The organism is Pseudomonas sp. GV105 (assembly GCF_003058185.1).
Classification (GTDB): Bacteria; Pseudomonadota; Gammaproteobacteria; order Pseudomonadales; family Pseudomonadaceae; genus Aquipseudomonas; species Aquipseudomonas veronii.
This window is the reverse complement of record NZ_QBUF01000015.1, coordinates 48,418-70,413: the sequence shown is the minus strand read 5'-3', so window position 1 is coordinate 70,413 and position 21,996 is coordinate 48,418. Positions and strand designations below refer to the sequence as shown.

19 protein-coding genes and 1 pseudogene are annotated in these 21,996 nt (G+C 56.6%); 14 read left to right on the top strand and 6 right to left on the bottom strand.

Going from position 1 to position 21,996, the window contains the following annotated elements:
* Window positions 1-34: 34 nt before the first annotated feature.
* Both C8K66_RS25370 and C8K66_RS25360 read left to right on the top strand, forming a co-directional pair.
* Window positions 35-1,185 (top strand): IS3 family transposase gene (locus tag C8K66_RS25370; protein WP_108526281.1). Its coding sequence is split into 2 segments (ribosomal slippage): window positions 35-269 and window positions 269-1,185, totalling 1,152 coding nucleotides; the frame shifts between segments, so codons are not numbered across the junction.
* Between the two features lie 221 nt (window positions 1,186-1,406).
* A complete protein-coding gene (locus tag C8K66_RS25360) occupies window positions 1,407-2,990 on the top strand; it encodes an ABC-F family ATP-binding cassette domain-containing protein (protein ID WP_017847606.1) in 1,584 nt (527 codons plus the stop codon).
* 64 nt (window positions 2,991-3,054) lie between these two features.
* On the opposite strand, the pseudogene C8K66_RS25355 reads toward C8K66_RS25360, so the two are convergent.
* A pseudogene (locus C8K66_RS25355) lies at window positions 3,055-3,453 on the bottom strand (transposase); the annotation flags it as partial.
* Window positions 3,454-3,723: 270 nt separating this feature from the next.
* On the opposite strand from C8K66_RS25355, the gene C8K66_RS25350 reads away from it, so the two are divergent.
* From C8K66_RS25350 to C8K66_RS25315, 8 genes are all read left to right on the top strand, one after another.
* Entirely contained in the window at window positions 3,724-4,956 is a 1,233-nt protein-coding gene (locus tag C8K66_RS25350) for an MFS transporter (RefSeq protein ID WP_046382729.1), read from the top strand.
* Between the two features lie 13 nt (window positions 4,957-4,969).
* A complete protein-coding gene (locus C8K66_RS25345) occupies window positions 4,970-5,887 on the top strand; it encodes a LysR family transcriptional regulator (RefSeq protein WP_017847603.1) in 918 nt (305 codons plus the stop codon).
* An 85-nt stretch (window positions 5,888-5,972) separates the two neighbouring features.
* Window positions 5,973-6,617: a DsbA family protein gene (locus C8K66_RS25340; protein ID WP_046382730.1), complete on the top strand. Its 645-nt coding sequence runs from the start codon at window positions 5,973-5,975 to the stop codon at window positions 6,615-6,617.
* A 67-nt stretch (window positions 6,618-6,684) separates the two neighbouring features.
* A complete protein-coding gene (locus C8K66_RS25335) occupies window positions 6,685-7,404 on the top strand; it encodes a TetR/AcrR family transcriptional regulator (RefSeq protein ID WP_046385219.1) in 720 nt (239 codons plus the stop codon).
* Between the two features lie 294 nt (window positions 7,405-7,698).
* Window positions 7,699-8,181, top strand: a complete 483-nt coding sequence (locus C8K66_RS25330; protein WP_057005733.1) for a VOC family protein — start codon at window positions 7,699-7,701, stop codon at window positions 8,179-8,181.
* Window positions 8,178-9,398 (top strand): FAD binding domain-containing protein, encoded by a 1,221-nt coding sequence (locus tag C8K66_RS25325; RefSeq protein WP_108526277.1) that lies wholly within the window; start codon window positions 8,178-8,180, stop codon window positions 9,396-9,398. The genes C8K66_RS25330 and C8K66_RS25325 overlap by 4 nt, the downstream gene beginning before the upstream one ends.
* A 31-nt stretch (window positions 9,399-9,429) precedes the next feature.
* Entirely contained in the window at window positions 9,430-9,792 is a 363-nt protein-coding gene (locus tag C8K66_RS25320; RefSeq protein WP_079444324.1) for a DUF485 domain-containing protein, read from the top strand.
* Window positions 9,789-11,444: a cation acetate symporter gene (locus tag C8K66_RS25315; RefSeq protein WP_108526275.1), complete on the top strand. Its 1,656-nt coding sequence runs from the start codon at window positions 9,789-9,791 to the stop codon at window positions 11,442-11,444. The genes C8K66_RS25320 and C8K66_RS25315 overlap by 4 nt, the downstream gene beginning before the upstream one ends.
* A gap of 148 nt (window positions 11,445-11,592) precedes the next feature.
* Here C8K66_RS25315 and C8K66_RS25310 read toward each other — a convergent pair whose 3' ends face one another.
* The 3 genes from C8K66_RS25310 to C8K66_RS25300 are packed head-to-tail and all read right to left on the bottom strand — an operon-like array spanning window position 11,593 to window position 15,580.
* Window positions 11,593-13,848, bottom strand: a complete 2,256-nt coding sequence (locus C8K66_RS25310; RefSeq protein WP_108526273.1) for a molybdopterin cofactor-binding domain-containing protein — start codon at window positions 13,846-13,848, stop codon at window positions 11,593-11,595.
* Window positions 13,845-14,309: a (2Fe-2S)-binding protein gene (locus C8K66_RS25305; RefSeq protein ID WP_108526271.1), complete on the bottom strand. Its 465-nt coding sequence runs from the start codon at window positions 14,307-14,309 to the stop codon at window positions 13,845-13,847. The genes C8K66_RS25310 and C8K66_RS25305 overlap by 4 nt, the downstream gene beginning before the upstream one ends.
* Window positions 14,306-15,580 carry a c-type cytochrome gene (locus C8K66_RS25300; protein ID WP_108526269.1) on the bottom strand — a complete coding sequence of 425 codons (1,275 nt, stop codon included), beginning with the start codon at window positions 15,578-15,580 and terminating at the stop codon, window positions 14,306-14,308. The genes C8K66_RS25305 and C8K66_RS25300 overlap by 4 nt, the downstream gene beginning before the upstream one ends.
* A gap of 235 nt (window positions 15,581-15,815) precedes the next feature.
* Here C8K66_RS25300 and C8K66_RS25295 point away from each other — a divergent pair, with 235 nt between their 5' ends.
* From C8K66_RS25295 to C8K66_RS25280, 4 genes are all read left to right on the top strand, one after another.
* Window positions 15,816-16,733 carry a LysR family transcriptional regulator gene (locus C8K66_RS25295; protein WP_108526267.1) on the top strand — a complete coding sequence of 306 codons (918 nt, stop codon included), beginning with the start codon at window positions 15,816-15,818 and terminating at the stop codon, window positions 16,731-16,733.
* Between the two features lie 111 nt (window positions 16,734-16,844).
* Window positions 16,845-17,489: a DsbA family oxidoreductase gene (locus C8K66_RS25290; protein WP_057005726.1), complete on the top strand. Its 645-nt coding sequence runs from the start codon at window positions 16,845-16,847 to the stop codon at window positions 17,487-17,489.
* A gap of 37 nt (window positions 17,490-17,526) precedes the next feature.
* Window positions 17,527-18,639, top strand: a complete 1,113-nt coding sequence (locus C8K66_RS25285; protein WP_108526265.1) for an alkene reductase — start codon at window positions 17,527-17,529, stop codon at window positions 18,637-18,639.
* A gap of 52 nt (window positions 18,640-18,691) precedes the next feature.
* Window positions 18,692-19,834, top strand: coding sequence for an FAD binding domain-containing protein (locus tag C8K66_RS25280; RefSeq protein WP_079444318.1), 1,143 nt, complete (start codon window positions 18,692-18,694; stop codon window positions 19,832-19,834).
* A 167-nt stretch (window positions 19,835-20,001) separates the two neighbouring features.
* Here C8K66_RS25280 and C8K66_RS25275 read toward each other — a convergent pair whose 3' ends face one another.
* Window positions 20,002-20,271: a DUF2790 domain-containing protein gene (locus C8K66_RS25275; RefSeq protein ID WP_017847593.1), complete on the bottom strand. Its 270-nt coding sequence runs from the start codon at window positions 20,269-20,271 to the stop codon at window positions 20,002-20,004.
* Window positions 20,272-20,678: 407 nt separating this feature from the next.
* Complete coding sequence (locus C8K66_RS25270) at window positions 20,679-21,800, bottom strand: amidohydrolase family protein (RefSeq protein ID WP_046382742.1); 1,122 nt, start codon at window positions 21,798-21,800, stop codon at window positions 20,679-20,681.
* Between the last annotated feature and the right edge of the window lie 196 nt (window positions 21,801-21,996).

Below are 21,996 nucleotides of genomic sequence, written 5' to 3'. Positions count from 1 at the left end.
CCATGCCTTAAACTGAGGCCAATCAGGAGGTGCCATGAGCAACCCACGTTATCCCGAAGAATTCAAAATCCAAGCGGTCAATCAAGTGACCGAAAAGAAGCTGCCTGTCGCTGATGTGGCGGCGCGTCTTGGCGTGTCGTCGCATAGCCTCTATGCCTGGATAAAGCGCTACAGCAAACCTCAAGAAGAACGGAAGCAGGATGATGATCAGCACGCTGAACTGCGTCGTCTGCGAGCCGAACTCAAGCGGGTCACCGAAGAGCGAGACATCTTAAAAAAGGCCGCCGCGTACTTTGCCAAGGAGTGCGGTTGAAGTACGCCTTTATCAAGCAGCGAGCGGGCGACTATTCCATTCGACGGCTTTGCCTGACGCTGAAAGTCCATCCCAGCGGTTATTACGCCTGGCTGTCTGAGCCGCAATCTGTACGCGCCAAAGACGACCAGCGACTGCTGGGTTTGATCAAGCATTCCTGGCTGGAGAGCGGCGGCGTTTATGGCTATCGCAAAGTCCATGACGATCTGCGCGAAGTCGGTGAGGATTGTGGTCGGCATCGTGTGGCGAGGCTGATGCGTCTTGAAGGTCTGCGCTCTCAGACAGGGTATCGACGCCGCCCTGGCAAATACGGCGGTAAGCCAGCCGTCGCCTCACCCAATTTACTGAAGCGCCAGTTTGATGTCGTAGAACCCAACAAAGTTTGGGTCACCGACATCACTTGCATTCGTACGTATGAAGGCTGGCTGTATTTGGCAGTGGTGCTGGATCTGTTTTCTCGTCAGGTCGTTGGCTGGTCAATGAAGTCGCAGATGACCAGTGATTTGGCCATTGATGCGTTATTGATGGCGGTTTGGAGGCGAAAACCGAAACAGGAGGTGATGGTTCACTCCGACCAAGGCAGCCAGTACAGCAGCTCCGATTGGCGCAATTTTTTGAAAGCGAACAATTTGGTTGCCAGTATGAGTCGCCGAGGCAACTGTCATGACAACGCTGTGGCCGAGAGCTTTTTCCAGCTTCTGAAACGGGAACGGATCAAGCGGAAAATCTACACCTCGCGGCAAGATGCTCGTAGTGATGTATTTGATTACATCGAGATGTTCTACAACGCAAAACGCCGCCATGGTTTCAACAATCAGCTGTCACCGGTAGAGTTTGAAAAACGTTACACAATGAGCTTGCAAGGTGTCTAGAGAGTCCGAGGCGATTCAGTCCAGTTGTCGTATCTGGGGCGGGCCGACAGTCAGCTCACACTCAATGGTCATCGGATCGAGTTTGACGAAATCAACCTGCGTCTCGCGGCTTTGCTGGGGCCGGTGGAGGTGTTCACGGTCATGGCCCATCCGCCGTGTGCTGTTGCGCACCATCAGGGAGTGATTCAGTGCCTATCGGGCCGCTTGTTTAAGGACGCGTCATGACTCAACGGTTACTTCAACTTGATCAAGTGTCGTACAACCTGCCCGACGGGCGCGTTCTGTTCGATCAATTGACCCACACCTTCAGTACCAGGGCCACGGGCATCGTGGGCGCCAATGGCTGTGGCAAGTCGTTGCTTGGCCGACTCCTGACGGGGGAGCAACTGCCCACCAGCGGCATCGTTCGTCGCGAAGGGCAGGTTTACGCCGTGGCGCAGTTACTGGAGCCCGAGCGTTATCCTAGCGTTGCTGCACTGGCCGGTGTTGACCATATTCTGGCAACGCTGGATCGCATTGCCTTGGGCAGCGTTGACGATGACGACCATTCGCTAGCGGTTGACCAATGGGATTGCGCCACACGCCTTCAGGCGGAGCTGGAGAAGATCGGTCTGGGCCGTTTGAATGCAGACTCCCGTACCGACGCCCTCAGTGGAGGCGAGCGGCAGCGTGTGGCGCTGCTGGGGGCGTGGTTGTCTCGGGCCGACTGGCTCATTCTGGATGAACCCAGCAACCACCTAGATATCGATCAGCAACACAAGCTTGCGCAGCAGATTGATCGCTGGCCCAACGGCCTGGTGTTGATCAGCCACGACCGCGGGCTTCTGGAGCACGTGAACGAAATTGTCGAGCTTTCGCCCATGGGGCTGTCGGTTTATGGCGGTAACTACAGTCAGTATGCTGCGGCACGCGAGCAGGAGCAGCAGTCGTTCCAGTCGGCATTGCAGGGGGAGCGGGCGCAGGCCAAGCGTGAGCAACGTGAGATGGTCGTGCAGATGGAGCGTCAGCAACGGCGCAATGCCCGCGGTGACCGCCAGGCCCGTGACGGCAATCAGACCAAGCTGATCACCAACGCCCAGAAAGAGCGAAGTGAAAACAGTCAGGGAAAATTGCGCCTCAATCAACTGGTAGCCCGGGAACAGCAGCAACAACGGATTGCTGAGGCCCGTGCGCGGTGTGCGCCGGACGTTCAACGAATGATGTTGTCCCCGGAAAGCGTAGTGCCCAATGGCAAGTTGATTGTGCAACTCAACGACGTGATTCTCCCGTTCGGTTACGCGGCACCGATCAATCTGACGCTGACCGGGCCTATGCGCATGGCGATCTTGGGCGCCAACGGCAGCGGCAAATCGACCTTGTTGCGAGTGATCGCCGGCCAACTGCCGGTACACGAAGGCGAAGTCATCCGCAGTTGCCATGTTGGCTGGCTGGATCAACACGCCGGATTGCAGTACCCCGAACGCACGGCAGTGCAATGGCTCTACGGGAGTAATCCGGAGTTGCCCGAGGCCGAGGCGCGGACCCGCCTGGCTCAAATGGGAATTGATGCGAATCGTGCGATGCTCAAGACCTGCCAGCTAAGCGGTGGCGAACGGCTGAAAATAGCCTTGGCTACGCAGCTGTATGCACAACGCCCTCCGCAATTGCTGTTGCTGGACGAGCCGGATAACCATCTGGATCTGCCCAGCAGAATCGCGCTGGAGCAGATGCTGATTCAGTACCAAGGGGCATTGATCGTGGTGTCCCACGACGAAGTTTTCTTACAGGGTATTCGTCTGGACAGCGAATTTCATCTCAAAAGCTAGGGATGCTCCGATCAACTTGCCGCGTTGCGGCGGCAAGTCGAAACTTTCCCGACACTCATCGCTATCAGCCGAAACGGCCCGATATATATCGTGTTTTGCGGGCGCTTTCGCCCATACCCATCAGTCTTTTTCGAGCCTTCCACAGGTTTGACAGAGTGAACAGCGTAGTCAACTGAGCTGTGTTTTTCACCAGACCGCGAAAGCGCACTTTCACGTCGCCAAATTGCCGCTTTATCACCCGAAATGGATGCTCAACCTTGGCTCGTGTCTGAGCTTTGCAGTACTCAATCTTGCGCTTGGCTTTGTAAAGCACACTGAGTTTATTCAACTTGTAATAGGTGCTGCGGCGCGCCGCGATTTGCCAGATCACCTCACGACTTTCATGTTCTTCACGCTTCTCGATACCGGTGTATCCAGCGTCCGCGTACACCGCATTTTCTTCGCCATGCAACAGCTCGGCCACCGTGTAAGTAGCCGGATCCCATCGGAAGTTGTATTTGGCCTTTGGATCATCGGCGAGTCAGTTTACTTGGCGCATGGCGATTCCTCGTCCTCGAATCAAGCGGGGGCGCTCACCGAGCCTGGGTATCTCTTGCGCAAGACGCAACGCGACGTTGCGTCCTGACCATATTCTCTCAAGATGCAGTGCCGCCTATGTTGTTGACCTGGAAAACATCAATGCGCGTGACTTTTTCTGAAGAGTCACCGCTGTCGAACCTCAGGAGTCTATGGCATGGGCGTTTCTACAAGAGATACAGCAGCGACGATACAAAAAGCGTCGATGACAAAGGGGCTCGTGCTTCTGTTTGCTTTTTGTTGCGGTGCCATCGTGGCCAACATCTATTACGCTCAACCGATTATCAGCTTGATCGCTCCGGATATCGGCATGTCGAGTGGACGCGCGAGTTTCATCGTTTCGCTGACTCAGATTGGTTATGCGCTCGGATTGTTTTTCCTGGTGCCCTTGGCGGATCTGGTAGAAAACCGTCGGCTGATGATCGCGACAATTGTGATTACGATCTTCAGCCTGGTAGCCGCCGGTTTGTCCAAGCAGCCGAGTGTATTTCTAGTGGTGTCGGCACTCATCGGTTTCAGCTCAGTCTCCGTGCAGATGCTTATCCCGTTGGCGGCACATCTGACACCGGAAGAATCTCGCGGTCGGGTAGTTGGCGGGATTATGGGTGGCTTGCTGCTAGGGATTCTGCTTGCGCGGCCGCTGTCGAGTCTGGTTGCCGATCATTTGGGCTGGCGGGCGGTGTTTATCGGGGCCGCCGCCTTGATGCTCGTTATCTCCATCGTGATTGGCATGACCATGCCTAAATGGCAACCGACCCATCGCGCGTCGTATGGTCAATTGCTGATGTCCCTGGGACAACTGTTTTGTCGCGAGCCCGTGCTGCGTCAGCGCGCGCTTTATCAAGGGCTGATGTTTGCGGCGTTCAGTTTATTCTGGACCGCTGTGCCGTTGATATTGAGTCGTGAGTTCGGCCTCACGCAAAGTCAGATTGCGATTTTCTCTCTGGTCGGCGCGATCGGTGCAATTGCCGCACCTATCAGTGGTCGACTCGCTGATGCAGGACATACTCGACGAGCGTCGCAGTTGGCCATGGTGCTGGGTATATTGAGTTTCCTACCGGCCTTCATCAATCCCTTCTACGGTGTGATTGGGTTAGCGGTCACCGGTGTAGCGCTGGATTTTGCAGTGCAAATGAACATGGTGTTGGGTCAGCGAGCCGTCTACGCCTTGGGCATTGCTAACAGAGGCCGTCTGAATGCGTTGTACATGATCAGTATCTTTATCGGTGGTGCAATCGGTTCTTCGGTGGCCAGTTCGCTTTATGAACATGCCGGCTGGTTGGCGATTGCTGCGGTGGGAAGCGGATTGTCACTGGTCGCTTTGGTCGTCTTCTCGGTGGTTTCTCGTCGGACCCGAACTGGCGCAATGCTCAAGATGAACAACGGGTGAGTCAAGGAGTGTCATGGACAAGCTGCTCGCATTGAAGATGTTCGTCCAGGCTGTGGATTCGAAGGGCTTTTCTTCTGCCGCTCGACAGTTAGGCCTGGCGACGTCTTCTGTGACTCGGATGATCGATGGGCTTGAGGCGGAACTAGGCGCTGTCCTGCTTAATCGATCCACGCGTCAAATCTCATTATCAGATGCCGGGGCCGCCTACTACTTGAAAGCGCGGGAGGTGCTGAATGCTGTCGCCGAGGCGGATGCCTCGGTCACTGACCGCGGGGAACTCCCTGCGGGCCATCTTCGTATTTCCGTGCCCGTAGCGCTGGGGCGCCGTCTGATTGCGCCGCATATTGCCTCGCTGTTGAAGCGATACCCTCAACTTGTGTTGGACATGACGCTCTCCGATGACATCGTCGAACTACTGGGGGAACGCGTCGATCTGGCGATCCGATTGGGATCGGCAGCAGCCATGGATGGTGTCGTCAGTCGTCCCGTCGGTCATTTCAGACGCCGGGTTGTGGCCAGTGCCGAGTACCTGAATGCACATGGTTTTCCTGAACATCCCATGGACCTCATGCAACACGAGTGTCTGCGTTTTAGTTACGGCCCAAAGCAGCAGGTGTGGACTTTCTTAAAGGAAGGTGAGGAGACTCGGGTACCGATTGAGGGGCGCTTCAAAAGCAACAATGCGGAAGTTTTACGTGAGGTTGCGCTGGCGGGTGGCGGGGTGGCTCTGTTACCTGACTGGCTCGTCAACGACGATATTGGCAGCGGTGATTTGACGTCATTGTTCGAGTCCTTTGTTATCAATCCGAACGATGCCAGTTCGGCCATTTCTGCGTTGTATCTTCCCAATCATCGTGGCTCCAAACGCGTCAATGCGTTTATCGATTTCATCAGCGAATTGCTCGGGCCTGAAGGCTTGGCCGAGCGCTGATCGCCTCATTGCTGTTTTCGCATGTTTGATCCACGACGTAACGAACCCCTTTCGCCGTGTGGCACGGCAGATCCCGGAGATTTGAATGAGCACTGCGACATTGCATTACGTCTACGACCCGTTCTGTGGCTGGTGCTATGGGGCGGCGCCGATGATCACGGCGGCCACCGCTATTCCTGGCCTGGAAATTCAGGCCCATGGCGTGGGCATGCTTTCGGGGGACAAAAGCAAGTTGATGTCGGGTGAGTGGCGCGATTTTGTTCGTCCTCACGAAGCCCGGATTACGGCATTCAGCAAACAGACCTTCGCGGACGCCTATGTTCAAGGCGTACTGGAACATGAAAATGTCCAGCTGGACTCTTCGCCACCGATTGCAGCGATGTTGACCGCTCAACAGCTGTCCGGACGTGGCATCGAAATGCTCAAACGCCTGCAAATTGCCTACTACCAAGAAGGTCAGGCCATTGCTGACCGAGGGGTAATCGCCGGCATTGCCAATGAGCTTGGGTTTGAACCCGAATCGTTTATGGCAACTTTTGATTTGATCACGGCAGACTCATTGCAAGACCACATCAAGCGCAGCAACGAGATGCTTGAAGCTCTGAATGCGCGCGGCTTTCCGGCATTTGCGCTGGAGATCGACGGCCAAATGGAAGTGTTGGCCATGGGGCATTATTTAAGCCGACCTGCGTTGTTCAAGAAGGATATTGAAAGTCGTCTGGCCAAATAGGTGTGGTTCATAGCCAGTGCATTCTTTTGTTTTGTATGATGCCTTAATGAAGCTCCAGCGAGGCGTTATGCAAGACTCAAAAGATAGAGACGAGAACGAGTCGGGAAAATCAGCGAAATCAGCAGACCCCGTCAAATCGACGACTCGACGCCTTTCGCCTGAGGTCAGGGAAAAGCAAATCGTGCAGAAAGCTATCGAGCATTTTGCGACGTGCGGATTCTCGGGCAGTACCCGTGAGCTGGCGCGACAACTGGATATTACCCAACCGTTACTCTATCGATATTTCCCCAGCAAAGAGGCACTGATAGACCGCGTGTACGACGAGGTATATCAGTGGGATTCCTCGTGGGAGGCGATGATCAAGGATCGCTCCGAACCCCTTCAGTCTCGCCTGGTTCATTTCTACACCTCATACGCTCGTGTGATTCTGCGGCGAGAGTGGATTCGTATCTTCGTATTCGCCGGGCTGACACGTGAAGGTATCAATGATCGGTATCTGGCTAAATTGCGTGAGCGGGTCTTCATCCCTGTCATTGCAGAAATCCGTCAGACTCATGGATTGGCTCCATCCTCAGGTGACACGATCAATGAAAAAGAGCTCGAGCTGATCTGGAGTCTGCATGCCAGCATTTTCTATATCGGTGTTCGCAAATGGATTTACGATCTTCCAGTGACTGAGGACATAGATGCGCTGATCGAGCAAATGGTCGATGCGTTCCTTAACGGCAGTCCCCACGTATTGCAGCAAGTCGATAACGATTTGGGTAAGAAGCCTCGCTTGAATTGATCGGTTTCGATTTCCTGTTTGTTGCCTCCTGATCGCCTATTTTGCCCTGCTTTTTTGTCGACCACTCATCACCTGTTTCAGCCTTCAACTGAGCGGGTGAAGAGGGGTTTCCGCGCACCATCCTGCTCTGAAAAGCCCTTTCCCAACGCCTGAAGCCCGTTCGCTGTTGGCGACGCCACCGCGTGGTTCAAGCCTGTCCTCAAAAATTTGATCCGCCACCTATTTACTTCAATTTCAGCTGGTCGTATTGTTTATCAACTGATAAATAAATACAAAAAAACTGTTGGAGGCACCATGCAAGTCGTGAAGCTCGCTCACTACTCGATCCGGTCGTTCGACCTGGAAAAGTCCAGTCGATTCTATGAAAGGGTCCTCGGTTTTACTCCTGGCTACCGGCCGCCATTCGATTTTCCTGGCGTTTGGTTGTACATGGGCGGTGATGAGAAGGACTTCGGCACGGTCCACATTATCGGGATTGATCCTTCCAATCCTGAAGGCCTGAAAAAATACCTGGGCGATAAAGAAATCCCGCTGACAGGCACTGGGACGGTTGATCACATTGCTTTTTTGGTCACCGGCCTGGTCGAGTTCTGGGACGTCTTCAAAGCCGAAGGGATTGCGTGGCGCGATCGCACCGTGCCGAGCCTAGGCCTGCATCAAGTGTTCATCGAAGATCCGTCTGGTGTCACCATCGAGCTCAATTTCCCGGCCTCCGAGATCGATGCTGTGGGTTCTTACGCCTCCCATGCCTCTGCAACGGTGGGAGAGCAGCCATGATGAACGCCTCGAACAAGCCCCGCGCCATAGTCGTGGGCGGCTCGCTGGGCGGCCTGTTTGCAGCAAATATGCTGTTGCGCAACGGTTGGGACGTTGAGGTCTTCGAACGCGTTCCGGATGAACTCGCTGGACGAGGCGCAGGGATCGTTACACACCCTGAGTTGTTCGAAGCGATGGCCGCAGCGGGAATTCCCCTCGACGCATCGGTAGGTATCGATGTGCTGTCGCGCGTCACTTTGGCCCAGGACGGCGAAGCCGTACTTGAGAATGCGCTTCCACAAACGTTGACCGCGTGGGGGAAGATGTACCAGGTGCTTCGCTGTGCATTCCCAGACTCACGGTATCGCTGCGGTGGCAGTGTGGTGTCGGTCGAAAGTACTGAAACCCATGCCAGCGTGACATTGGCCGATGGGACGACTCATCAAGCAGACGTCATTGTTGCGGCTGATGGGTTTCGGTCGACGATTCGCCAACATTTTTTACCCGATGTGCATCTGCAATATGCCGGCTATATCGCCTGGCGCGGGTTAGTCGATGAAAGTGCTCTGTCTGACGCTGCCCACGCCGCACTTTTCGATAAATTCGCGTTTTGTTTGCCCCCGCATGAGCAGATCCTGGGGTATCCAGTTGCCGGGCATTCCAACAGCACCCTTGTCGGCGAGCGCCGTTACAACTTCGTGTGGTACCGCACCAGCGGTGACGATGACTTGAAGGATTTGCTGCGTGATGAAAGCGGTAAACAGTTTGAAGGCGGGATTCCTCCGGCGCTGATACGCCGTGATGTGCTCGACAATATGTACAAGTCCGCAGAGACATTACTGGCCCCGCAGTTTGCCGAAGTCGTTAAGAAAGCTGCTCAGCCGTTATTCCAGCCAATTTACGACCTGGAAGTACCGAAGATGAATTTTGGCCGTGTCGCATTGCTCGGCGACGCGGCATTCGTGGCGCGTCCCCATTGTGGGATGGGCGTTACCAAGGCCGCCGGTGATGCGTTGGCAATCGTGGAAGCACTTGCGCGACATGCAACGGTTGAAGAGGCATTGGCGGACTACAGCGAGCAGCGCTGTCGTTTCGGCGCGTCGATTGTTCAGCACGCCAGGCATCTTGGCGCGTATATGCAGGCGCAACTGAAAAGCGAGGAAGAGCGTGACATGGCGGAGTTGTACCGGACTCCGGAAGCCGTGATGCGTGAGACTGCAGTGCCCGCGAAGTTTTAACTCAGCCACAAGCCATTTGCTGGAGATCACCATGGAACATGCATATCCGCAAGACGGTGGCCCGACCATGCCCGCTGAACAGGTTGACGACACTATTCAAAACCCGATTCTCGAAAATACGGAGTTTCGTGCTTTGGTAAAACAGCGCCGACTATTTTCGTGGAGCATGACGGCGCTTATGCTCGCCGTCTATTTTGGTTTTATTCTTTCCCTGGCCTTTATACCTGCCCGTTTGGGTACGCCTATCACAGAAGGGCAGCCGATGACGTGGGGCGTGCCAATCGGTTTTGGAATGCTCGCTTTCACGACTCTCCTCGTTGCTGTCTATGTCTGGCGCACTAACACCTGCTACGACCCTAAAATAAAAACAATTATCAGGAGCTTCAACAAATGAAGCGTCTACTTATTACAATCTCCGCCATGCTTGCTTCGGTAACGGTATACGCGGCCGATATCCCTGGCGCCGTACAAAAACATAATCCCATTGCCATCGGCATGTTTTTGGCCTTCGTTATTTTCACGCTGTTCGTCACCCGGTGGGCGGCACGCAAAAACAATAGCGTCGCGGATCACTATGCCGCAGGAGGAAAAATCACCGGCTTCCAGAATGGCTGGGCTATCGCTGGCGACTACATGTCTGCGGCGTCTTTGCTGGGCATCTCCGCCTTGGTTTTCACCAGTGGATTTGATGGGCTGATTTACTCGATCGGCTTCCTTGCCAGTTGGCCGATCATTCTGTTTCTGATTGCGGAGCCACTGCGAAACCTGGGGCGCTACACCCTGGCGGATGTACTGTCCTATCGGTTGAAACCGCGGCCCATACGGGCATTTTCAGCCTCCAGTTCCATTGTGATCGTGTTGCTTTACCTGGTTTCTCAACTGGTAGGTGCCGGAAAACTAGTGGAGTTGCTGTTTGGTTTCGATTACACCGCAGCAGTGCTTCTAGTGGGCACGCTAATGGTGATTTATGTTTTCTTTGGTGGGATGTTAGCAACCACCTGGATTCAGATTATCAAGGCCGTATTACTGCTGACCGGCTGCGTCTTCATGGCTTTCATGGTGCTGTCCCAATTTGGATTCAGCCTGAACCAGCTGTTTACTCAAGCGACCCAGGTGCATCCTTCCCATATAGCAATCATGAGTCCAGGCGGTCTGATCAGCGACCCGGTGTCTGCGATTTCCCTAGGCCTGGCATTAGTCTTCGGCACGGCAGGCCTTCCACATATTCTCATGCGGTTTTTCACTGTCGGTAACGTTAAGGCCGCACGCCAAAGTATTCTTTATGCCACCGGTCTTGTCGGCATAGGGTATGCCCTGATCGTAATCATCGGCTTCGGCACTATCGCCTTGGTTGCCAGCAATCCGGCCTATCACGATGCATCAGGGGGAATATCAGGCGGCGTTAATATGGTTGCGATTCACCTCGCACACAACGTAGGCGGTAATGTGTTCCTAGGGTTTATGTGTGCTGTGTCGTTCTCGACGATATTGGCGGTGGTGGCTGGGCTCACCCTTGCAGGCTCGTCTGCTGTTTCGCATGACCTCTATGCACATGCCTTGCGCCGGGGCACCGCCAGCGACCGTGAAGAGATGCGCGTCTCTCGCGTTACAACCATCGCGTTGGGGGTGTTGTCGATTCTATTGGCCATTGCTTTTGAAAAACAGAACATCGCATTTATTGTGAGCTTAACGTTCTCCATCGCCGCAAGTTCCAACTTTCCCGTGCTGTTATTGTCGATTTACTGGAAGGGCCTGACGACACGTGGCGCCGTGATTGGCGGATCGCTGGGGCTGGTATCAGCCATTACCCTATGCATTCTTAGCCCGACCGTGTGGGTCAAGATCCTCCATAATCCGCAAGCCTGGTTCCCATACGAATATCCGGCCTTGTTTTCCATGGCCGTAGCCTTTGTCGGTATCTTTTGGTTCTCTATTACCGATCGCTCGGTCAGTGCCATAGGTGAGCGCAATCGATTCGAAAATCAGTTGGTCGATTCTGAACTGGGTACGCCGGCAACATGGAGAGCGCTGCTGAAGGCTGATTGATTCGGGTTATTAGTGTTCGCGTTAACTAGTTGCTGCATGAACTCCAGGCGCTCACGAGCGTGCGCCTGGCTACCGATTCAGACGTTTCGCCGGAATCGGGTGGCTGACTTTTGGCTGAAGGGCATAACGTCGACACCGCCCGGATCGGTCATGACCCCAGCGCATCCTGCCAGCCACGTCGTGCCAGGGGCAGATCGAGCAAGCGCTTGCCGGTGGCATCGTTGATGGCATTGCCCAGTGCTGCGGCCATGGGGCCCTGGACGATTTCTGCGGCACCCAGAAATGGCTGATCCGGCTGATCAAGCATGTGGACCTCGACCTGTTGCGGTAAATCCGGAAAACGCATGATCGGATAGCCGCTCCAGTCGAAGCTGTGCATGCCGCTGGCGTCATAGAGGATTCGTTCATAGAGCGTCCAACTCGCGGACTGCACGATGCCGCCCTGGATCTGATTGAGCAGCCCGTCGGGGCTGACAATTTGCCCCACGTCGACGGCGGCGACTACGCGATCGATCATCACTTGCCCGGTCTGGCGCTGCACATGCAACTGCACGGCGATCGCGCAGTAACCCATGATGTTTTTGTAGCGGGCAAAGGCGAAGCCGATTCCGCTGCCGGGTCCCGTTGCTTTGTGCGGCCAGCGGAACTCAGCGGCCACGCGCTCCACCACCGCCCGTGCTCGCGGATCGCTCAAGTGATTCAGGCGAAATTGCACCGGGTCGATGGTGGCCCTAGCCGCCAGTTCATCGACGGTGCTTTCGATGGCGAAGATGTTGATGTGGGCACCGAGCGAACGCATGGCCGAGGTCCTGAATGGCATGGTCAGCACAAAGTTCATGTCGACCTTCAGGTTGGGTATCTCATACAACGGAACGGCATTACGGTCGCCGTCACCTTCGGGCTGAGCAATCGGCACCGAAGGTGCCGGGGTGAAGGGATTGGCCAACAGCCACGCCGGCAACAGGCGCCCGGCATTGACGATACGTTCGTTGTGCGGGGTGCTCCAGAGCTCGTATTTCCAGTCGCGAAGACGCCCACTGTCGTCCAGCCCCGCTTCCACCTCGGCAAGCATGGCCGAGCTGTACGGCTCCCAGAGGTTTTCCTGTTCGCGCATCCATTGCACCCGAATCGGCTTGCCGGGAATGGCCATGGCAATCAGCGCGGCATCGGCGGCGGCGTCATCGGCGCCATTGTGGCCATAGCAACCGGAACCTTCAGCGTGGATGCAACGCACCTGAGCCACTGGCAGGCCGACCATCTCGGCGATACCCGCGCGCAGAGGGTAGACACCTTGGGTATGGGTCCAGACGGTCAGTGTTCCATCCTTGAACCAGGCCACTGCGCAGGAGGGCCCGATGGAGCCGTGCATCAGGTATTGCTTGGTCACCCGGGCCTTGTAAGCACGCGGCAGCGGTTGCGGGAGGTCACCCTTGGCGCTCACCGGATAGCGCCGCGCCGGTAATTCGGTGAGGAGTTGATGGATGTGTGTCGAGTCAGGCAGCGGGTTACCTTCTGTCCAGCGGGCCTTGGCGTAGCCCTCGCGCATCGCTTTGACCGCCAGCCATTCATCGGTGGCGACCACGGCGAGGTAGCTGCCATTGCGGACCAGTTTCACCTCGCCGGGAAGTTGCTTGAGGGCGGCCTCGTCGATCTCCAGAAGCTGACTGCCGCGCCGGGGCGGGCGTATCACCCGGGCGTGCAGCATATCGGGCAGCCGCATGTCCTGCACATAGGCCGCACCGCCGCTGACTTTGGCCGGGATGTCCAGCCGAGGCAACGATTTGCCGATCAGGGTGAAGCTGCCAGCTGGCTTGAAGGGCGAGTTGGCCGACGCAAAGCGATGCAGTTGAACCCCCACCACTGCCTGTGCGTAGGTCATGCTGCGGCCTTGTGTATCGTAGATCACCGCATCCCGCGTGGTCAGGCTGTCGATGCTGCGCTGCCATTGCCGTGCTGCGGACTCGAGTAACAACTGCCGCACCTGGGCCGCGGCGTTGAACAGTGCAGTGCCGCTGTCGACGATCGTATGGCTGCCGGCGGTGTAACCTTCATTGGGTGTCAGTGCAGTGTCGGCAGTGAGAAAACGGATGAGCCCAGGTGACACTTCAAGGCGTTCGGCGGCGATCTGCAGGAGCGCAGTTTTAACACCCGTGCCCAGCTCCACTTTGCCGGTGTAGACGGTGATGCCATCTTTCGCATCAATGCGGATCCAGGCGTCCAGATAGGGCGTGGCCCGCAGGCTGCCGGGCAGATCAGGCGCCAGGATTGTCGTACCCAAGGTGTCCACCTCGGTGTCAGCGAAGGCCCGGGGAATACCTGGAAGCATCGCGAACCCCATCACCAAAGCCCCGTTTATCACGAAGGCGCGGCGGCTCAGATTGACGTTTTGCGTGGGGTTTTTCATACCTTGCCTCCCTGCGCGACAACCGACTTGATCGCGGCGAAGATCCGCACGTGGGTGCCGCAGCGGCATAAATTCGGTGCCATGTGGCGGCGGATCGTTTCATCGTCCGGATGAGGGTTGGCCTCCAGCAGCGCCTGCGCCCTCACGATCATTCCCGCGATGCAATAACCACACTGGGCGGCCTGTTCATCGATAAAGGCTTTCTGCAACGGCCCCGGTTGGTCGACGCTGCCCAGGCTCTCGACGGTGCGTACCGATTTGCCCGCCAGTGCGCCGCACGGCGTCAGGCAGGAAAACACCGGCTTGTCGTTCACTAACACGGTGCACGCGCCGCACTGACCCAGGCCGCAGCCGTATTTGGCGCCATTGAGCCCCACCTGGTTGCGCAAGGCATATAGCAGGGGCATGTCGTCCGCGATGTCCATTTCGTGAGTCTTGCCGTTGATGTCAAGTGTGATCACGGTTGCTGCTCCTGAGCCCGAATACTTTTGATTGTCTTGTCGAGATCCGTCCAGGGTCGGTTTGCACAGCTTTCATTGCGCAAGTACTCGGCAAGTGCGGCCACATGGGTGTCGTCCAGGTTGTGGGCGAAGGCAGGCATGTAGTGGCTGGAAGCGGCGCTGGACATCGGAATGCCCTGCAGGATGGTCTGGATCAAATTGCGTGGCGAGTCCGCCCTCACCGCCGAGGTGTTCGCCAGTGCCGGCCGCGATTCAATGACGCGCATCGGCGCCGCGCGGCCATGGCAACTCGCGCAGGCCCCCTCGAACAACGCGGCGCCCCGCAGCGCCGTGGCGCTGGGCTTGACCCCAGAGGTGCAGGGCGGCGATGGGGCATCCGATGAAGTTTTCTTGAGGTCAAGAATGTACTGCGCGATGGCATGCGCGTCTTCCGCCGGCAATTGCGCGATGCTCAGGCTGACCGGCAACATCGGGCCCGCCGCTGCGCCATGTCCTTCGGCGACCTCGCCCGTCAGATAGGCGACCAACTGGGCTTCATTCCAGGGGGGTTGTGCCTCGGTCATTCCGCGCAGGGCGGGAGCTGTCCAGCCGTCGACGACGCCACCGTTGAACAGTTCGCTGCCTTTCTCCCCACCAATCAGATTCAGGGGCGAATGGCACGACGAACAGTGCCCCGCGCCCTCGACCAGATAACGTCCGCGGTTCCATTGTGCTGATCGGTTGGGAAGTGGTTCCAGCGGATCCCCATGCAGGAACAGTAAGTTCCAGAAAGACACCAGCGGACGGAAGTTCATGGGGAAGACCATATGATTTTCCGGTGCGGTGTATTTGATCGGGTCCACGCTCATCAGGAAAGCATAGGCGTCGGCAATATCGGCATCGCTCAGCTTCCGGTAATGCACGTAGGGGAAGGCCGGATAGAGAAAGTGGCCGTCACGCGCGATGCCTTCACGCATGGCCCGTTCAAAGGCGTCCAGCGACCACTGACCGATACCGGACTGCGGGTCCGGGGTGATGTTGGTGGTGAAGAGGGTTCCGAAGGGCGTTACCAGCGGCAAACCGCCGGCCATGTAGGCGCCCCCTGGCCGTGTGTGACAGACCGCACAGTCGCCCGCTTCGACCACGCGGCGGCCTCTGTCCAGCGTCTCGCGATCAGCATTCAGGTGTTGGCTGACAGTGGCAATTTCCGGCCTCCACATCATCCAGAACGCAAAGCCTAACCCCGCGACGCCGATTGCCAGAACGGCACCGATGATCGTCTTGCGCTTCATCGCCTTACCTCTCGAGCTGAATTAACGACAGATTTTTCAATCCGCCGCGTGCGATGGGCGGCGATTTTCCATGTCGTGAGCTTAGAGAGGGCGCTTGTGATGGAGTACCCCATCAAGGCGCAACGCTACATTGCGCCAGGCGCAACGGCGGCAGAATTAACAACCGTTAACTCGCGCAGGGTGCGCCGATGTCCAAAGATAGGCGCTCAAGGAGCGTAATGACGGAAGGGGTTTCATGGACAAGCTGCTCGCACTGAAAATATTCATCCAGTCAGTAGATTCCAAGGGCTTTTCGTCTGCCGCCAGGCAACTCAATCTGGCGACCTCGTCAGTGACCAGAATGATCGACAGGCTTGAGGATGACCTGGGCGCCGTGCTGCTGAATCGCTCTACCCGGCGAGTCACGTTGACCGATGCCGGTAGTGTGTACTACCTGAAAAGCCGGGATATTCTGAGCGCCATGGCTGACGCCGACGAGTCAGTTTCGGACCGCGGTGAAGTGCCCGCGGGACAGTTGCGTATCTCCGTGCCCGTGGCGTTTGGACAGCGTCTTATTGCCCCTCATATCGGCGCGCTTTTAGCGCGCTATCCCCTGCTCGTACTGGATATGACGCTATCGGACGACATCGTCGATCTGCTCGGCGAACGCATCGATCTATCGATCCGGCTGGGGTCGCCAGCGGCGATGGAAACGCTGGTCAGCCGCTGCATCGGCAACTTTCGCCGCCGCGTAGTCGCCAGCGCCGAGTACCTGAACGCTCGAGGATTTCCCGACGGGCCCATGGACCTCATGCAACACGAGTGCATGTGCTTCAACTATGGCGCGCCACAGCAGTTCTGGACATTTACAGAGCAGGGCCAAGAGCTGCGCGTGCCCGTCGAAGGGCAATTCAAGAGCAACAATGCCGAGGTCCTGCGCGAAGTGGTGCTGGCCGGGTGCGGGGTGGCGCTGTTACCCGATTGGCTGGTCAATGATGACGTCGACAGTGGTCGACTCACTGCCTTGTTCGACGCTTTTGTCGTCAATCCGAACAGCGCCAGTTCAGCGATCTCGGCCTTGTACCTGCCCAATCATCGCGGCTCGAAACGTATCAATGCGTTCATTGATTTCCTCACCGAATTGCTCAAGTCGCAAACACAGCCGACGACGTGATCGGTGCATCGTTGCGTTTTGCGAAAAGCAACGTTGTGCAGCAGGTGGATTCTCTGTCGGCGCTCCGGCACCTACCTTGGGGAGGTGAAACATTCAACCACGGAGACCGTCATGAGTTTGCATTCATCCAAAATTCAGGTGACTTACGACTTCATCTGCCCATGGTGCTGGATCGGTGAGGAAAATCTTGAACGCGCGCTGGCCGCTTCGGGTTTTTCAACGGACCGCCCAATCAGTTTCCTGCCTTATCAGTTGAACCCGGACATGCCGGTTCGAGGCATGGATCGCAAAGCCTATCGCTCTGGCAAGTTCGGCAGTTGGGCGCGTAGCCAGGCCATGGACGCACAGGTCACCCACGCCGGTAAGGCCGTCGGCCTTGAGTTCGATTATGAGCGCGTCGAAAAAACGCCCAACACCCTGGCCGCGCATCGGTTGGTATGGCGCGAGCAACAGGCGGGTCGAGACGCTTCCTTGCTGGTCAAGGCCATTTTCAAGGCGTACTTCAGCGAAGGGCGGGATATCGGCGACCTCACTGTGCTGGCCGACATCGCTGCCGAAACCGGGCTGGACCGAGAGGTCATTGTCGACTTTCTCAAGGCCGATGAAGGCACCGCTGAAGTCTTGAAGCTCGAAGCCCAAACCAAGGCGTCCGGTGTGCGCTCGGTGCCGAGTATCCAGATCGCGGATGACGTGATCAGTGGCGCGCAGCCCATCGAAATAATGATCCAGATACTGAAGCGAAGCCAAGCCGCCTGAGGCGGTTTTTCAATCCCAATCCATTCAGGACATCATCATGACTCATCACTTGTTCAGCCCTATCAAACTCGGCCAATTCACCCTCGATCACCGCGTCGTCATGGCGCCTCTGACTCGCTCGCGAGCGGGGCAACCTGGCAACGTACCGACATCGATGAACGTCGAGTACTACCGTCAGCGTGCCAGTGCTGCATTGATCATTACCGAGGCTACACAGATTTCGCAGCAGGGTCAGGGTTACGCCTGGACGCCCGGCATCCATAGCGACGAGCAGATTCAGGGCTGGAAGGCTGTCAGCGAAGCCGTGCACGCAGAAGGCGGGCGCATTTTCCTGCAGCTCTGGCATGTGGGGCGGGTGTCGCACCCGGTGTTCCAGCCTAACGGCGGCTTGCCGGTGGCACCGACCGCGCAGCCAGTGCCCGGCAAGACCTTCATCCTGAATGAAGAGGGCGAGGGCGTATGGGGTGATGTACCTGTCCCTCAGGCGCTGGACATTCCTGGGATCGAAGCGATCGTTGCCGACTTCCGCAGGGCCGCTCGCAACGCGATTCTGGCCGGTATGGATGGTGTGGAAATTCACGCGGGCAACGGCTACCTGCTCGACCAATTCATCAACAGCGCCAGCAATCAGCGAAGTGATCGCTACGGGGGAAGTATCGAAAACCGTGCGCGGTTGCTGCTTGAAGTCGTGGAAGCCGTGACCGCGGAAGTAGGTGCCGAACGTGTTGCTGTCCGCCTGACACCGATGGGACGTTTCATGGGAATGGGCGATGACACCCCGGAACAAACCTTTGGCTACATCGCATCCCAGCTCAATCACTGGAATCTCGCTTACCTGCACCTGGTAGAACCGATGATGGTCGGCACAGTGCTCGATGAAAGTAACGATCCACGCTGGGACGCGATCATCAAGCAACTGCGTACTGACTTCCACGGCGTTCTGATGTTGGCGGGTGGCTACTCCGGCGAAACGGCCGAACAGGCCATTGCGCAGGGCCGTGCAGACCTCATTGCGTTTGGTCGCCCGTTCATTGCCAACCCCGACTTACCGGCTCGCTTGCGTGGTCGCAACGAACTCAACGTGGCTGACGGCAACAGCTTTTTTGGCGGCGACGCCAAGGGGTACATCGACTATCCGGTGTTGGCATAACGCAACGGTAAACCGCAGCTGCGGGAATCACCCTGCAACGAGGAGAAAGGTAATGAAGAGTTCAGGCGTTCCAAAGGCCTTGGTCATTGGTGGTTCCCTGGGCGGGCTGTTCGCCGCCACGGCGTTACGCGCGATTGGTTGGCAGGTCGATATTTACGAGCGATCCCCTGCGGCGATGGATAGTCGTGGCGGGGGCATCGTTCTGCAAGCGGACGTCCTGCACCATTTTCGTTATGCGGGCATTCATCCGGCAGGAGCGCTCGGCGTCCGGTCCCATGATCGTCTCTATCTGGATCGAGAGGGTAGCGTCGTGCATAAAGAGCCGATGCCGCAAACCCAGACGTCCTGGAACACACTGTACAGCTCATTATTTTCTGCATTTGCTGCTGAGCATTATCACCGTGGCAAGACGTTGGTGGATCTGACTCAGAATGAACACCGGGTGACTGCGATTTTTGCCGACGGCAGCACTGCCGAGGCAGACCTGCTGATTGGCGCTGATGGCTCGGGTTCAACCGTGCGAAGCGTGGTGTTGCCTGGAACAGTACCCAGCTATTCGGGGTATGTGGTGTGGCGCGGGCTGGTCGATGAAGAGCAACTTCCAGACTTCGCCAAAATGCAGCTTTACGAGGACTTTGTTTTTCAACAAGACCCTGAATCGCTGATGTTGGAATACATGGTGCCGAGCGTGAATGGCTCCGTTAATCCGGGCGAGCGTCGGTTCAATTGGCTGTGGTATTTGAAAGCTGCACAAGGGGCGGAACTGGACGCTGTGCTCACTGACAGCGATGGCCGTCGGCGTAGTCACTCCATTCCACCCGGAGCCTTGGCCGCTGGGCAGGATGCTTACATACGGGGAATGGGTGAGCGGCAGGCGAACCCGGCTTTTCGGGAACTGATTCGCCAGACCCAAGATATTTTTGTGCAAGCAATCCTTGATCTCAAAGTTCCTCAGATGGTGTTTGGCCGTGTGCTGTTGACTGGCGACGCCGCTTTTGTGCCGCGTCCTCATACCGCCGGAAGCACGGCCAAGGCAGCCCGCAATGCACTGGCCCTGGCGCAAGCAATCGACGACATCGGCGACCTCGATAAAGCCCTGCTTGCCTGGCAGCACCAACAACTTGCAGAAGGCATGCGTATGGCGGATTGGGGGGTGAGTATGGGCAATCGGATTATGGGGATCGCCCAAGCCTGATGGAGCGGCTCACATCGGACTTATTGGCGAGAGCCTTGCGTTGGCGGGATGAAAGTGGGGTGTGATCGTTGGGCTGTTGCAGTCTTTCTAGACTGAATATAAAAAGAGGAGATTAGCTTCAGATCGAAGCGGTCTCCTCTTTTTTAGCACCTGTAAACTTTGAAGTTTTAACCATTCTGGCAAGCGCCACCGAGTATTTTGTATTGCAGGTCGTGCGTTATACCCTTGTGATCCACATACACCATGTGCGCGTCCACTGGGCCACAAGCGTTGTTTGTGTCCTCTGCTGTAGTGATGTCGATGACCTTGGCGATATCCAGGTGTTCGGAATAATTGTACCGCTCAGGTTCAGGGGCAGAGGCATTGTTGTTGGCGCCATCATGGGCTGAAGCGTATACGCTAAACATCATGAGTGAGGCGAGCATTGCATATTTCATCAGGGTGTCTTCCAGTAAGAGTGAGAGAGGGGACAAAATCTCTTTGTTTGCTTCTGGAGCTGATTATGCTGTCGCCAGGTTGTTTGTAGAAATGCTCAGGCGGGATACTGATTATTACCGAAAATGATGTTTATCCATGTTTGTCTACAGATGGGCCAATATAATTTAATGGGTGTAGTGCTTGCTGTCGGCAATGCGGGTCGGTTGGTTTTTATAGTCTTTTGACTGATTTATTTAAAGTCGTATGGGCCCATGGTTATGATTGATCAGTATTTGTTTATTCGGTTCGATCATCTTGGCTGGGGGCCCGAGCCGAACGGCAGAGACGATTTGGTGAAGTCTTGAACGGTTCGCAAAAAAAAAGGCCGGTCAAACCGGCCAAAGGGAAATCGAGAGTTTCGCCAACGCTATACGGGGAGTTTCAGGATTCTGGCCGCGTTGGCGCCGAGTACTGCCGCTTTCTCGCGCGGGCCCAAGCCTACGCTTTCGACAAAACGCACCGGCTGTTCATAGCCCATGTCGAAGCAGTAGTCGCTGCCCAGGACCAGATGGTCGATACCGACGTTGGCGATCAAATAGTCCAGCACCGGCCCGGAGTGCGACACGGTGTCGTAGCTGAATCGCGTCAAGTAGCTGCTCGGCTTCTGGGCCAGGCGTCGTGTCTCAGGGCGTGAGGTCCACCCGGCATCGAGACGTCCCACGAGTATTGGCAAAGCCCCACCGGCGTGAGGCAATGACACATGCAGTTGAGGGTATTGATCCAATACTCCGCCGAGGATCAGGTGTGACGCCGCGATAGCGGTATCGAACGGGTTGCCCAGCAAGTTGCTCAAGTAGTAGTTGCTCAGACGGTTGCCGCCGACCGTTTGTTGCGGGTGCAGGAATACTGGGAGTCCGAGCTGTTCTATACGGGCAAAGACGGGCGCGAAGCGCGGATTGTCCAGGTCCAGGCCGTTGATGTTTGTGCCCATGTACACCCCACGAACCCCAGGCAATTCGGCGGCGCGTTCCAGCTCGGCGATGGCATCGTCAGCCTCTAGCATCGGCAACGTGGCCAGCACCACAAAACGTTGTGGGTGTTGGCGATGGACCATCGACGCAGCATCGTTCCAGGCACGTGCCAGGCGGGCATTGAGTTGTCGATCTGCCCAGTACACCATTGGCACGCTAAGGGACAGCGCCTGTACGTCGACGCCGGAACGGTCCATATCGAGCAAACGCGCCTGCACGTCGATGAATTTCAACGGCAATGGCCCCAATCCTCCGGCCGGGGTGGAGAAGCTGAAAGTAGTTTCCTGGCGGGTATAGCTTGCACCGAACGTTTTGCCCTCACTTCCCAGGAGGTGTAAGAACTCTTCAGGGTAGTAATGTGCATGGATGTCCACCGATCGCACCGGGACATCGGCACCTTTCTTGATCGGTGCCGCCGAGGCGGGTGATAAACGGGTAACCAGCAGACCACCGGCGGTAGCTGCCATGATGCCCAGCAGTTGGCGACGGGTCTTTGAAAGACAGCAGGGGCATTGCATCGTCGATCTCCTTTTTATTGTTGTCTTGACGGGTTCAAGTGCGCGCCTTTGTGCTTGCACGGGTTCAGAGCGACCGGTTCCCGCCGTGGCATGTACCCGCTCCGAGACGTCGCTCTATTAATCGGTCGATCATTTGATCAATTTTGATTATCATCCGATCAATAGGGAGATCGCAAGCCTCCTTAACCAATCAAGC